General features: G+C 67.6%; 14 protein-coding genes and 2 tRNA genes. 6 read left to right on the forward strand and 10 right to left on the reverse strand.

Going from position 1 to position 12,700, the window contains the following annotated elements:
• Window positions 1-239 precede the first annotated feature (239 nt).
• From ampE to V3B41_RS04485, 5 genes are all read right to left on the reverse strand, one after another.
• Window positions 240-1,127, reverse strand: coding sequence for a regulatory signaling modulator protein AmpE (gene ampE, locus V3B41_RS04465; RefSeq protein WP_049426892.1), 888 nt, complete (start codon window positions 1,125-1,127; stop codon window positions 240-242).
• Window positions 1,128-1,261: 134 nt separating this feature from the next.
• The gene (nudC, locus tag V3B41_RS04470) at window positions 1,262-2,167 is read right to left on the reverse strand and encodes an NAD(+) diphosphatase (RefSeq protein WP_197620078.1); all 906 of its coding nucleotides are present in this window, start codon (window positions 2,165-2,167) and stop codon (window positions 1,262-1,264) included.
• A 119-nt stretch (window positions 2,168-2,286) separates the two neighbouring features.
• A complete protein-coding gene (gene erpA, locus V3B41_RS04475) occupies window positions 2,287-2,679 on the reverse strand; it encodes an iron-sulfur cluster insertion protein ErpA (protein ID WP_106550933.1) in 393 nt (130 codons plus the stop codon).
• Window positions 2,680-2,710: 31 nt separating this feature from the next.
• Window positions 2,711-3,175, reverse strand: coding sequence for a polymer-forming cytoskeletal protein (locus tag V3B41_RS04480; protein WP_099554096.1), 465 nt, complete (start codon window positions 3,173-3,175; stop codon window positions 2,711-2,713).
• A gap of 4 nt (window positions 3,176-3,179) precedes the next feature.
• Entirely contained in the window at window positions 3,180-3,923 is a 744-nt protein-coding gene (locus V3B41_RS04485) for a DUF6776 family protein (protein WP_100442148.1), read from the reverse strand.
• A gap of 179 nt (window positions 3,924-4,102) precedes the next feature.
• Here V3B41_RS04485 and V3B41_RS04490 point away from each other — a divergent pair, with 179 nt between their 5' ends.
• The 3 genes from V3B41_RS04490 to V3B41_RS04500 are packed head-to-tail and all read left to right on the forward strand — an operon-like array spanning window position 4,103 to window position 8,887.
• Window positions 4,103-4,720: a DUF4126 domain-containing protein gene (locus V3B41_RS04490; RefSeq protein WP_049426886.1), complete on the forward strand. Its 618-nt coding sequence runs from the start codon at window positions 4,103-4,105 to the stop codon at window positions 4,718-4,720.
• Between the two features lie 44 nt (window positions 4,721-4,764).
• Window positions 4,765-6,651, forward strand: coding sequence for an EAL domain-containing protein (locus V3B41_RS04495; RefSeq protein WP_049426884.1), 1,887 nt, complete (start codon window positions 4,765-4,767; stop codon window positions 6,649-6,651).
• Window position 6,652: 1 nt separating this feature from the next.
• On the forward strand, window positions 6,653-8,887 hold the full coding sequence (locus V3B41_RS04500) for an ATP-binding protein (RefSeq protein WP_329860231.1): 2,235 nt from the start codon (window positions 6,653-6,655) through the stop codon (window positions 8,885-8,887).
• Window position 8,888: 1 nt separating this feature from the next.
• Here V3B41_RS04500 and bfr read toward each other — a convergent pair whose 3' ends face one another.
• The 3 genes from bfr to V3B41_RS04515 form a co-directional block, all read right to left on the reverse strand.
• Entirely contained in the window at window positions 8,889-9,359 is a 471-nt protein-coding gene (gene bfr / locus V3B41_RS04505; protein ID WP_005419804.1) for a bacterioferritin, read from the reverse strand.
• Window positions 9,360-9,501: 142 nt separating this feature from the next.
• Window positions 9,502-9,711 carry a bacterioferritin-associated ferredoxin gene (locus tag V3B41_RS04510; RefSeq protein WP_049426881.1) on the reverse strand — a complete coding sequence of 70 codons (210 nt, stop codon included), beginning with the start codon at window positions 9,709-9,711 and terminating at the stop codon, window positions 9,502-9,504.
• 108 nt (window positions 9,712-9,819) lie between these two features.
• Window positions 9,820-10,440 carry an RNA pyrophosphohydrolase gene (locus V3B41_RS04515; RefSeq protein ID WP_005411310.1) on the reverse strand — a complete coding sequence of 207 codons (621 nt, stop codon included), beginning with the start codon at window positions 10,438-10,440 and terminating at the stop codon, window positions 9,820-9,822.
• Between the two features lie 121 nt (window positions 10,441-10,561).
• Here V3B41_RS04515 and V3B41_RS04520 point away from each other — a divergent pair.
• Window positions 10,562-10,638 (forward strand) — tRNA-Met (locus V3B41_RS04520).
• 55 nt (window positions 10,639-10,693) lie between these two features.
• Window positions 10,694-10,768: transfer RNA gene (locus V3B41_RS04525), tRNA-Gln, on the forward strand.
• A 255-nt stretch (window positions 10,769-11,023) separates the two neighbouring features.
• On the opposite strand, the gene rpsI is transcribed toward V3B41_RS04525, so the two are convergent.
• Together rpsI and rplM are read right to left on the reverse strand one after the other, a co-directional pair.
• Window positions 11,024-11,416: a 30S ribosomal protein S9 gene (gene rpsI, locus V3B41_RS04530; RefSeq protein WP_005411311.1), complete on the reverse strand. Its 393-nt coding sequence runs from the start codon at window positions 11,414-11,416 to the stop codon at window positions 11,024-11,026.
• A 2-nt stretch (window positions 11,417-11,418) separates the two neighbouring features.
• Window positions 11,419-11,847, reverse strand: coding sequence for a 50S ribosomal protein L13 (rplM, locus tag V3B41_RS04535; protein WP_005414692.1), 429 nt, complete (start codon window positions 11,845-11,847; stop codon window positions 11,419-11,421).
• A gap of 198 nt (window positions 11,848-12,045) precedes the next feature.
• Here rplM and coq7 point away from each other — a divergent pair, with 198 nt between their 5' ends.
• Window positions 12,046-12,690, forward strand: coding sequence for a 2-polyprenyl-3-methyl-6-methoxy-1,4-benzoquinone monooxygenase (gene coq7, locus V3B41_RS04540; RefSeq protein ID WP_049426878.1), 645 nt, complete (start codon window positions 12,046-12,048; stop codon window positions 12,688-12,690).
• The last annotated feature ends 10 nt before the right edge of the window (window positions 12,691-12,700 follow it).

Raw genomic sequence — 12,700 nt, forward strand, 5'->3', positions numbered from 1 at the left:
AGCATGGCTCGGCTCTACAGAACGTCAGTGCACGGAAAACTGTCGAAGGCGGGGTGGGGGGGGGGGGGGGGGGGGGGGGGGGCGGGGGGGGGGGGGGGGGGGGGGGGGGGGGGCGGGGGGGGGGCGGCCCCCCCCCCCCCCCCCCCCCCCCCCCCCCCCCCCCCACCCCGCCATCCCGCGGTAATCCGGCTGTTGCTCTTGCTTCTGCAGGTGCAGGGCTGCAAGCCCTGCCAAAACACCTACGTCACCCAGCCTGCAATCACCAGCAAGGCAAGGATCGCCAGCCACAGCAGCAGCATCCGCCACACCAGGCTCATCGCATCGCGCAGGTCCGGCAACCGCTGCCACACCGGCAACAGCCCTGCCTCGGTGTAATCGTGCGCGTCCTCGCGCAGTTCGGCATTGACGCTGGCCCGCGCCACCGCACCCAGGAAGCCGATGTTGCCTGCCAGGCGCTCACCGTGCGCCTGGCGCCAGGCCTTCCACGCCGTATCGAAATTGCCGACCAGCGCCATCGAGAACGCCATCAGCTGCGCCACCGGCCACTCGATCCAGCCCAGCAGGCGCTGCGCCAGCGCCAGCGGCTCCACCGGCACGCGTGCGCGCATCGGGCTCTCCGCCATCAGCGCCAGCAGCCGGTAACCCAACGCGCCGGCCGGGCCCAGCAGCAGGAACCAGAACAACACCGCGAACCAGCGCCGCAGTGCGTTGAGCACCGTCGCCTCGACCAGCGACGGAATGTCTTCGCGCAGGCTGCCGCCGGCCGACTGCAGGTTGCGCACTGCGGCCTGTCGCGTCGCTGCATCGTCGGCATCGATGATGGCCTCGATATCGCGGTCCAGGTCACGCGGGCCCCAGCACCAGGCCAGCACCGCCACGCCCAGCAACAGCGACGGCAGGCCGAACAGTACCCCGCGCAGCAGCCAGGCCAGCAGGCCCAGCAGCAGCAGCGGCGGCAGCAGTGCCAGGGCAACGCCCGCCGGCCCCTGCCAGGCCTTTCCACCATGCGCGTCCAGCCAGCCCAACCAGCGCCGGAAGCCGTCGAAACGGCGCAGCGAGGCAGCAGCAGCCGGAGCGACATGGCCCAGGGCCAGTGCGACCAGCACGGCGGCCAGAGTGGTGAACATGGCGGGTCTCCCTACGAAACAGATCGCTCGGCGTCGCTACCTTACCTGCCGCAGCGGCACCCTCAGCGGTGAACCGGACTGTAACCCGTGCCGTGTTCAGGTGGCGGCAATACAGGCGCCCCCACCGGCCTGGCTCAGCCCTTCTGCTGCCGGTACCAGTGCTCGATCAGCCCTCGCGAAATCGAGATCGGCGGTGACAGGCGGATACCCTCGCCATCGTCCTGGTCATCACGTGCCAGCGCGGCACCGACCTCCTCGGCACTGAACCAGCGCGCGTCCTCCAGTTCACCATCCACGATCGGCAGATCGGCGTGCGCCTGCGCGCGGAAGCCAACCATCAGCGCTCCCGGAAATGGCCAGGGTTGCGAACCGAGGTACTGGCAGGCGGTCACCCGCACCTTGCTCTCCTCGTGGACTTCGCGCACCACGGTCTGCTCGAAGGTTTCGCCCGGTTCGACAAAGCCGGCCAGCACCGAGTAGCGACGTGGCGCCCAGTTCGACTGGCGGCCGAGCAGCAGGCGGCCCTGGTTTTCAACCGCCACGATCACAGCGGGGTCGACACGCGGGTAGTGCTCGGTGGAACACTGCGCGCAACGCCCCACGAAGCCGCCGCGGGCAAACGCCACGGCACCACCGCATACACCGCAGAAACGGGTGCGCGAGTGCCAGTAGGACATGCCACGGGCGTAGCTGAAAGCGGTCGCATCAGCCACCGACCACAGTAGGGCGGCCTGGCGCAGGTCGAGGCGACGTGGTGCGGTGACGGTGACGCTGGCGGCTTCAACCGAGAACCACGCTTGTTCCCCGCGCAGGCCGAGGAAGATCGCGGAGCCGGGACCGCCGCCGATGTCGGCGCCGGTCAGTGCCAGCGGCTGGTCGTCATCGCCGGTGAAGGCGCTGCCGTCCTGATCGAGCACCAGAATGCGCGCACCCGGCCACAGGCGCGCCAGTGCATCGGCATCTTCGCGCAGGGCATCGGCGCGCTCCAGCGGTTCGCCCACGAAGGCGAAACCGGAAAGCGGCGAAGGAGTATTGGGCATCCGGCAAGCGTGCCGCCAATCGATGCAGGTGGCAAGCCGCAGGCTTTGCCGAAACCGTCTGCAGGTGTGGAGCTTGCTCCACACACCTTGTCGCGCGGGACGCAGGCCCCGCGCCCTGCCTACATGCTGAAGCTGCTGCCGCAGCCGCAGGTGGTCTTGGCGTTCGGGTTGCGGATCACGAACTGCGCACCGGTCAGGCTCTCGGTGTAGTCCACCTCGGCGCCCATCAGGTACTGCAGGCTCAGCGGGTCGACCAGCAGGGTCACCCCGCTGGTCTGCACCGCCAGGTCATCGTCGGCACGGTTCTCGTCGAACTCGAACCCGTACTGGAAACCGGAACAGCCGCCGCCTTCGATGTACACGCGCAATGCCAGGTCGGGGTTGCCCTCTTCCTGGATCAGGGATTTGACCTTGGCGGCCGCCGACTCGGTGAAGTTCAGCGGGCGCTCCAGCGACTGGTAATCGGGCGCGGCGGCCGGGGTGGCGCCGGGCAGGGAGACTAGCGTGCTCATGCCGTCAGCATGGGGGCGCCGACGATGGCTTTCAAGCCATCGCTTCGGCCAGCTTGCGGCGTGCGGCAGTGTCACCCTTGCCACCATTGGCGTCGTCGCCTTCCGGGGCCGGCAGGGCCGCCATCGGCGCGCTGGCATGGATCAGGCGGCCGTTCAGCTGGGCGCCCGCATTCATCTCCACCACCTGGTAATGGACGTTGCCGTTGACCCGCGCGCTCGGGGTCAGCTCGACCTTCTCGGTGGCATGCACATCGCCATCGAGGCGACCGCTGATGACCACCACCTGGGCGCGGATCTCGCCCTCGATCACGCCATGCTCGGCGACCGTCAGGGTCGCGCCGCTGGCGCCTTCGGCGGCGATCACCTTGCCGTGGATGCGGCCTTCCACGTACAGGCCACCACTGAATTCCACATCACCGCGGATCACCACCTGGTTGCCGATCAGGGCATCCACCACCAGCTGGCCTTCACGGTTGGATTTGCTGCTTCCGAACATCTGCCTACTCCCCTTTGCTGGCCGGCGCACCGGCCTGTTTCCAGTCGAATACCTGGGTGGTACCCCCCGTACCACTCCCCAATGTCACCCGCACGCGTTGCGGGGTGAAGTCAGCCGGCAGCATCACGCTGCCGGTGATCTGCTGGAAGTACCGGAACGAGTAATCCTGTCCCGGCACCTTGCTGCGCTGGTGCAGATCATCCCAGCTGATCGTGGCCAGCTTGCCGTTCTTCACGCCTTCCACGGTGAAACGCATCTGCCCCTGGCTGATGGCACCGCGGTTGAGGTTCTGGGTCAGCACGGCGGTGTACTGCCAGGTGCCGGCCGCTTCCGGGCTGAACTCGATCGAATGGGTGTTCAGGCCCTTGCGCTGGCTGGTCGAGCCCACCAGGCGCTCATAGAAGGCGACGTCGGCACGCAGGCCGGCGATTTCCTCATCGCGCTCGGCCAGGGAGGACTGCACCTCGGTATTGGCGGCGCGGCTGATGCGATCGGAAGCTTCCAGCGTGGCCTGCTTCTGGCGCAGTTCGGTCAGCTGTGCCTGCAGCGTCTCGGCGCGCTTCTCGGCGGCCTGCAGGCGCTGGCCCTGCGCATCGCGCGGCGTGGCCATCCAGCAGCCGCCCAGTACCGCCAGCACCAGGCTGAGCAGCCAGATGCCGCCGATCACCAGCAGGCGGCGGCGGTCGGCCGGCGGTTGTGGCGCGCCGGGCAGGCGGACCTGCACGCGCATGGGAGGACGGTTGGTCATGGGTGGATTCCGGGGCATCGCGAGGGCGACGCCGGTACGGCCCCTGTGGCAAACGACGGGCTAGTGTATGACAGGACGGGTGGGTTTCCTGCGCACTGGCCGGCCACGGTCTGTGGCGTTCAGGCACGCCATCGCCGATAGTGTGGCCCCCTGCACAGTTCCGTCGCCGGAGCACCGCCATGACCGAAGCCCACCTGTTCGTGATCGGCATCCTGCTGGCCTGGCTGGCCGGCATCCGCGTCTACCTCACCGTATTCGGCGTCGGCCTGGCCGGCCTGCTCGGCTGGGTCGACCTGCCCCCCGCCCTGCAGGCCACCGAATCGTGGTGGGTGCTGGGCACCTCGGCGGCACTGGCGGTGACCGAATTCTTCGCCGACAAGATCCCCGGCGTGGACTCGGCCTGGGACCTGGTGCAGACCCTGGCACGCGTGCCTGCGGGTGCTTTCCTCGCCGCGGCCACGCTGTCGCCGGACGGCCAGCTCGGCACCGGTGCACTCGCCGCCGGTGCCGGTGTTGCGCTGGCCAGCCATGGCTTGAAAGCCGGCACCCGTGCCCTGCTCAACACGTCGCCGGAACCGGCCAGCAACTGGGTCGCCTCCGCCGCCGAGGACACCGTGGTGGTCGGTGGCCTGGCCCTGGCCCTGGCACACCCGTGGATCGCGCTGATCGTGGTGCTGGCCTGCAGCCTGGCCGGCGCACTGCTGGTGTGGCTGGTCTGGCGCGCCCTGTGGAAGGGCGTGCGCTGGCTGGCACGCACTGCGTCGCCCGACAGTGCACGCCAGCCCGGCACCGGTTGATCGCCGGGCTTGTCGCATAATGGACGCGAACACCAGGAGCACCGATGGCCGCAAACGAATCCCCCGCGGGCGCCCGCCCGGGACGCGCTGAAACCCCTCCGGCCGACCATTGGCAACGCTGGGCGCCAGGCCCGGCGGCCGCGGTCACGGCAGCACCGGCGTCAGCCGCACCGCTGGCGGCCGTCGATACACCCCCTGGGATTGGCAGCGCACCGCCACCGCTGCCCGGCCCATCCCTGCTGGCAGAGGCCGGCAGCAATGACCCCGCACCGCTGCATTCCGATTCGCCCTACCGCGTGCTGATCGTCGAGGATGATCGTGCCCAGGCGCTGTTCGCACAGAGCGTGCTGCACGGCGCCGGCATGCAGGCGATCGTGCACAGCGATGCCGATGACGCGCTGCAGGCGATCAAGGAACATCGCCCCGACCTGATCCTGATGGACCTGCACCTGCCCGGCCTGGACGGAATGCGCCTGACCGCGCTGATCCGCCAGCAGCCCGGCCTGCAGCTGCTGCCCATCGTGTTCCTCAGCGGCGACCCGGACCCGGAACGCCAGTTCGAGGTGCTCGACAGTGGCGCCGACGACTACCTGAGCAAGCCGATCCGCCCGCGCCACCTGATCGCCGCCGTGGCCAACCGCATCCGCCGCGCGCGGGCGCAGGCCGCAACCCTGCCCGGCGTATCCGGCACCCCGGCCACCAGCAATCCGGAAACCGGGCTGCCGACGCGGCATCACGTGCTGCAGCAGCTCAACGCCGCGCTCGCCCACCGCGACCAGGGCGGCGTGCTGTTCGTCGAGATATCCAGCGCACTGGGCCTGCGCGAGCGCTATGGCTATGCCGCCTTCGAGCGCCTGATGGTGCAGGCCGGGCAACGCCTGGCAGAAGCCGGGCACCCGCACTTGCTGGCGCGCCTGAACGACAACAGCTTCCTGCTGCTTGCGCGCAATGTCAGCGAGGACAGCCTGGAAGGCATTGCCGCTGCGCTGCGCGAGCAGTTGTCGGCGCGGGCCTTCGTGATCCGCGATGACGAATCCGTGCACCTGCGCGGCGTGGTCGGCTATGCACCGCTGTCGCCGGGCTTCGACGATGCCAACAGCGCGCTGGAAGCGGTCGAGCGCACCACCCTGCAGGCACGCCTGCTCAGCGCCGGCGTGGCCGGCCACGTGCACCGCGACGTGATCAGCGAGCAGGAACACCTGGCACTGCTGGAAGGCCAGCTTGAACTGGCCTACCAGCCGATCGTCGCCGTCGCCGGCGGCAATACCGCGCAATACCAGCTGCTGCTGCGCCTTCGCCAGGCCGACGGTACGCTGCTGGCGGCAGGCCAGGTGATTCCGGCCGCGGAAGCCGCGGGGCGCATCGCCGATCTCGACCAGCAGGTGATGGACCATGCACTGGGGCTGCTCGACCTGTACCGGCACGCGACGCAACCGCTGAACCTGTTCGTCTCACAGTCACTGCGCACCCTGCAGCGCGATGCCTTCGCCGACTGGCTGCTGGAATCACTGCAGCAGCGCGGCCTGCCCGGCAGTGCGCTGGTGATCGACGTGCGCCTGCCGGATGCGCTGATCCACACCGTGCCGCTGCAGCAGTTCTGCGAACGCATGGCAGGGGCCGGCGTGCGTTTCTGCCTGAGCCAGTTCGAGCCCGGGGGCGAAGCCGATGCGCTGTTGACCCAGCTGCCGTTGTCGTTCGTGCGCATGGCCGCGCGCTTCTCCAGCAGCCATTCCAATCCGGCCACGCGCGAAGAGCTGCGCCGGGCAATCGAGCGGGCACACGCCGCCGGGCAGCAGATCATCGGCCAGCAGATCGAAGATCCACAGGCTGCCGCCGCGATGTGGGTGGGCGGTGTCGACTACATCCAGGGCAACATGGTGCAGTCTGCCGGCAGCGATCTGAACTTCGACTTCCACAACGCGGTGCTCTGACGTGCCGATGTGGGTCGCGCTGCTGGTTGCCCTTGCCGCGGCCTCCATCACGGCGCTGCTGTTGGGCCTGCGCCTGCGCGCGCGCAACCATGCACTGGCCCTCCTGCAGCGTGAGCGCAGCGCGTTGGCCAGCGAACGTGACCAGCTGCGCCGCACCACCGAACGCCAGGGGCAGCTGGAACAGCAGCTGCTGCAGGCCAAGCAGGCCGCAGAGGCGGCCGTGCTGGCCAAGGGTGAGTTCCTGGCCACGATGAGCCACGAGATCCGTACGCCGCTCAACGGCATCCTGCCGATGCTGGAGCTGATCGCACGCGGCCCGCTGGGCGAGGACCAGCGGCAGATGCTGGCCACCGCCTCGGCCAGCTCGCAGCAGCTGCTGCGCATCGTCGACGACATCCTCGACTACTCGCGGCTGGAAGCGCAGGCACTGGAACTGGAGATCACCAGTTTCAACCTGCGTGACCTGCTGGATGGCGTGGTGCAGCTCATGCAGCGCGCCGCCGACGCCAAGGGCCTGTCGCTGGGGCTGCAGCTGGACCCGTCGGTGCGCCTGCCGGTGCGTGGCGACCCGGTACGACTGCGCCAGGTGTTGAGCAACCTGCTGGCCAACGCGATCAAGTTCACCGCACGCGGCCAGGTGCAGCTGCGCGTGCAGCGCCTGGGCGAAGGTGCGGCACAGCACCAGCTGCGCTTTGAGGTCATCGACACCGGCATCGGCATCGACGAGGCACTGCAGGCGCGCCTCTTCCAGTCCTTCAGCCAGGCCGATGCCTCAACGACCCGCATCTACGGTGGCACCGGCCTGGGCCTGGCGATCTGCAAGCGCATCATCGACCTGATGCACGGGCGCATCGGCGTGCAGTCCACGCCCGGCCAGGGCGCCACGTTCTGGTTCGAGATCCCGTTGCTGAAGGTGCCCGGCGACCTGCCGGCCATGGCGCGCACGCCAGACTCGCTGCTGCTGTTCAGCAGCGATGCGATCCTGCAGGCACGCATCGAGCGCATCGCGGCCCATCATGGACTGCCGGTGCACGCCATGGCGCAGTTCGATGCCGTGGTCGAGCGCCTGCGCGCGATACCGAGGCCGGGGCAACCGGCACCAGCCTGGCTGCTGGTCGATGCACGCGCCCGCCGCATCGGTGAAGCGACGCTGCAACAGGCGTTGGCCGAGCGTGGCGAGGACGACGCCCTGCAGGTGCTGTGGCTGCAGGACGATGCCCTTCCAGCGCGCCCGCGCCAGCGGCAGCTACCCGCGCATTTCGACGACGCTGCGCTGCACGCACTGCTGGCGGCACCGGTCGCGCATGCACGCCCTGCCGCGCTGCTGGCCAATGCCGAACCGGGGCAGCCCACGCCCATGCTGCCGCCGTTGCACCTGCGCGTGCTGCTGGTGGAGGACAACACGGTCAACCGCATGGTGGCCGAGCAGCTGCTAGGCGTGTTCCAGTGCGTGGTGCGCAACGCCGCCGATGGCGAGCAGGCATTGGTCGCCCTTCGCGAAGGGGGCGTGGATGTCGTGCTGATGGACTGCCAGATGCCGGTTCTGGACGGCTATGCCGCCACCCGCCGCTGGCGCGCCGAGGAAGTGGAGAACGGGCGCCCACGCCTGCCGATCATCGCGATGACCGCCAATGCCATGGCTGGTGACCGCGAGCGCTGCCTGCAGGCCGGCATGGACGACTACCTGTCCAAGCCGATCGCACGTGCCACCCTGCATGCGCTGCTGCAGCGCTGGGGGGGCGGGAAAGCTGCATCACCGGGACAGCCTTCGGTAGAGCCGAGCCATGCTCGGCTGATGGCCAATAGCAGTCGCGCTCCATCAGCCAAGCATGGCTCGGCTCTACAAGACGATGACAGCCGAGTCGGCTCCAAGCCACAGCCGGTGCTGGACCGCGACGTGCTGGACGAGCTGCACGCGGTGATCGGCGATACCGCCATCCAGATCATCTCGGTATTCCTGGAGGATACGCCGACGATGGTGCAGCAGCTGCAGCAGGCCGCGCAGGCCGGCGACGAGCCCCGCCTGCAGGCCGTCGCGCACAGCCTCAAGTCATCCAGCGCGAACGTGGGCGCACTGTCGCTGTCGGCAGTCGCGCAGCGCATCGAGCACGAAGCCCGCAGCGGCAGCCTGCAGCGCCCCGCAGTGGCGGTGGCGCTGCTGGTTGCGGAATTCGCCCGTGCGCGCGTGGCACTGACGGGCTACCTGGCACAGCATCGCGCCGGCCAGGCCGGCTGACTCACTCTTCCAGCTTGCTCAGCAGGTACTTCGGTTCGCCGATGCGCTCGATCAGGTCCAGCTGGGTTTCCAGCCAGTCGATGTGCTCTTCTTCCGAATCGAGGATCTTCACGAACAGCTGGCGGCTGACGTAGTCGCCGACCGAATCGGAATAGGCCACGGCCTCGCGCAGGGTGACCACGCCATCGCGTTCCAGCGACAGGTCGCACTGCAGGATCTCGGTCGGGTTCTCGCCGATGCGCAGCTTGCCCAGTGCCTGGAAGTTCGGCAGGCCTTCGAGGAACAGGATGCGGTCGGCGAGCATGTCGGCATGCTTCATCTCGTCGATCGATTCCTTGTACTCGTGTTCGGCCAGTTCCTTGATGCCCCAGTTCTTCAGCATCTTGGCGTGCAGGAAATACTGGTTGATCGCGGTCAGCTCGTTGTAGAGGACCTTGTTGAGGAATTCGATGACCTTGGTGTCGCCCTTCATGGGGATGCTCCTGCACGCTGAAAACGCAGGCACTTTAGCGCCTTGCATGCAGTCGTGAAGGAACGCGAATCGTGCGCATTGGCCTATGCGGCCGCAGGTGAAGGATGCGAAAGCGCGGCGTCAATGCGCCGCGAAGAAGCGATCAGGCGACCTGGGCCAGGCCCAATACCGGCAGCGGCAGATCGTGGGTGGCACGCGCCTTGGCCAGCAGGTCGCCGGCCATGTCCAGGCAGGAACCACAGGTAGCGCCGCAACCGGTACGCATGGTCAGTTCGGCCACCGAGGTGACGCCATTGCTGGCGGCTTCGCGGATCTGGTGGTCGGTGACTCCGTTGCAGATGCAGACGTACACAGGCGTGGACCGGGCTGACAGGCCAGAAGCGGCCTGTTGGCTATTCCAATGGAAACGAGAATGGTTGTCAATCAGAGACCTGAACCATTCTCGATACCGTTCAGCCCTTCAGCTGGCCGGGCCGTCGCCCGTGGCCTTCTTCGGCCAGTAGCCGCGGGTCCGAGGGCGCTTGCGTGGGCGGTCATGCCCTGCAGTATGGCCCGGCATCCAGGCCTCGGCGGCGCTCTTGGGCATGGCGGTAACCCCCTGCCCGGCCACCCCGCGCGCCAGCGGCGCCAGATGTCGCAACGCACGCGCATAGACGCCACGCTTGAACATCACCACATGCTCCACCGGATACCAGAAGTCCACCCAGCGCCAGTGGTCGAACTCGGGCGAGTCGGTGTGGTCCAGCTTCACGTGGGATTCGTCGCCGGTCAGGCGCAGCAGGAACCAGACCTGCTTCTGGCCGATGCAGACCTGCCGCTCGTTGCGGCGGATGGCCCGCGCCGGCAGCTTGTAGCGCAGCCAGCCGGGTGTCGCCCCAAGCACTTCCACATGCTCAGGCAGCAGGCCGGTCTCTTCCTGCAGTTCACGATACATGGCCTCGACAGGCGTCTCGTCGGTGTTCATGCCACCCTGCGGGAACTGCCAACCATCCCGGCGCACACGTCGTGCCCAGAACACCTGGCCGTCCTGCCGCATCAGCACGATGCCGACGTTCGGTCGATAGCCGTCCGGATCGATCACGATGCGGACTCCTAAGAAAATCTACTGGTCGGGACTATCCCATGCCCTCTGTCGGCCCACAAGCACGACACAAAAGTGTTGACAGGGTCGATACACATCCGCAGAATAGCGGGCTCACCAAGGCTATGTAGCTCAGCCGGTTAGAGCACAGCACTCATAATGCTGGGGTCGGTGGTTCGAGTCCACCCATAGCCACCACACTGAAAATCAAGTTGTTTTTCAGCGTGAAAAGTGAGAAAATAGTTGCACGTTTTGCCCCGTCGCCAAGCGGTAAGGCACCTGACTCTGACTCAGGCATTCGGTGGTTCGAATCCATCCGGGGCAGCCAAATTAAAAGCAAAAGGCCAGATCGAAAGATCTGGCCTTTTGCTTTTAATTTGGTCGCGCATCCCACCGACCAGGAGCAGCCGAGCATCGGCTCGGCTCTACAGAGACACAGGGTCGGATCCTTTTCCGCAGGAAAAGGCCCTGACCCCACCCCCTCCAATGCACACTCCCCCGAAACGACAAAAGCCCGGCCGAAGCCGGGCTTTTGCTTTTCCATCCAGCGGGCTCCCGAAGGAGCCCAGCCAGGCGCGGTAAATCAGCGCTTGGAGAACTGGGTGGCGCGACGGGCCTTGTGCAGACCGACCTTCTTACGCTCGACTTCACGGGCGTCACGGGTCATGAAGCCAGCCTTGCGCAGCTCGGACTTCAGGGTTTCGTCGTACTCGACCAGCGCACGGGCGATGCCCAGACGGATCGCACCGGCCTGGCCGGTGGTGCCGCCGCCAGCGGCGGTGACCAGGATGTCGAAGCTTTCGGTGTTCTTGGTCAGCTCGAGCGGCTGGCGCACGATCATGCGCGCAGTCTCACGACCGAAGAACTCGTCCAGCGGACGGCCATTGACGGTGATGTTGCCCGAACCCTTGCGCAGGAACACGCGAGCGGTGGAGGACTTGCGGCGGCCAGTGCCGTAGTTTTGAGTGATAGCCATGATTAGATATCCAGAACCTGCGGCTGCTGTGCGGCGTGCGGATGCTCAGTGCCAGCGTAGACCTTGAGCTTGCGGTACATCTGGCGACCCAGCGGGCCCTTCGGCAGCATGCCCTTCACGGCGATCTCGATCACGCGCTCCGGGTGACGCTCCAGCGCCTGGGCCAGGGACTCGGTCTTCAGGTTGCCGATGTAGCCGGTGAAACGGTGATACATCTTGTCCTGCAGCTTCTTGCCGGTGACGGCAATCTTTTCTGCATTGATGACGACCAGGTAGTCGCCGGTATCAACGTGCGGGGTGTAGACCGGCTTGTGCTTGCCGCGCAGACGGCGGGCCAGCTCGGTGGCGAGACGGCCCAGGGTCTTGCCCTCGGCGTCGACGAGGTACCAGTCGCGCTGGACGGTCTCGTTCTTGGCAGTGAAAGTGCTCATGAAGAACTCTAGGTTAGGTCGGGCTCATTGCGGCGAAAGGCTCGCCGGAACTCTGCCACGCGTTGTGAAAAGGTGAAGCGTAAGAGGCGGGATTGTACTCATCTTGCCGGGGGCGCGCAACCCGCCCCCTGGGCCGGGTTGGCAGGGGCGCGGGGCCGGGCGAGAATCGAGGGGTCTTCCGCCCCACCCCGTACTGCCATGACCGTGCTCCGCCAGACCACCCCGCTGGACCACCTGCTGACCGAGGCGCAGCGCGCCCTGGACACAGTGTTCGGCAATCCGCCGGCGGCCCGCCCCTACCCGGCCGCGGACACCGACGAGCCCGGCATGGACAGCGCCGAGCGGCGCCACGCCGCGGGCCTGATGCGGATCAACCACGTCGGCGAGGTCTGCGCGCAGGGCCTGTATTTCGGCCAGGCCGCCGTGGCCCGCGACCCGGCCACGCGCGAACACCTGCTGGAAGCGGCGCAGGAAGAAACCGACCACCTGGCCTGGTGCGCCACCCGACTGCGTGAGCTGGACAGCCGTCCGAGCCTGTTCAACCCGCTGTGGTACGCCGGCAGCTACACCATCGGCACCCTGGCCGGGCTGCGCGGCGACGGCTGGAACCTGGGCTTCGTGGTCGAGACCGAGCGCCAGGTGGAGGCCCATCTGGACGAGCATCTGGTCGACCTGCCGGCCGGCGACCTGCGCAGCCGCGCGGTCATCGCGGTGATGAAGGACGACGAGGCCCGCCATGCGGTCCACGCCGAGCAGGCCGGCGCACGCCGCCTGCCGTTCCCGATTCCGGGGGTGATGGCGGTGGCCTCCAAGGTCATGAAGACCATCGCCTACCGGCTGTAGGGAACCCGCC

Source organism: Stenotrophomonas sp. SMYL89 (assembly GCF_036319985.1).
Classification (GTDB): domain Bacteria; phylum Pseudomonadota; class Gammaproteobacteria; order Xanthomonadales; family Xanthomonadaceae; genus Stenotrophomonas; species Stenotrophomonas maltophilia_Q.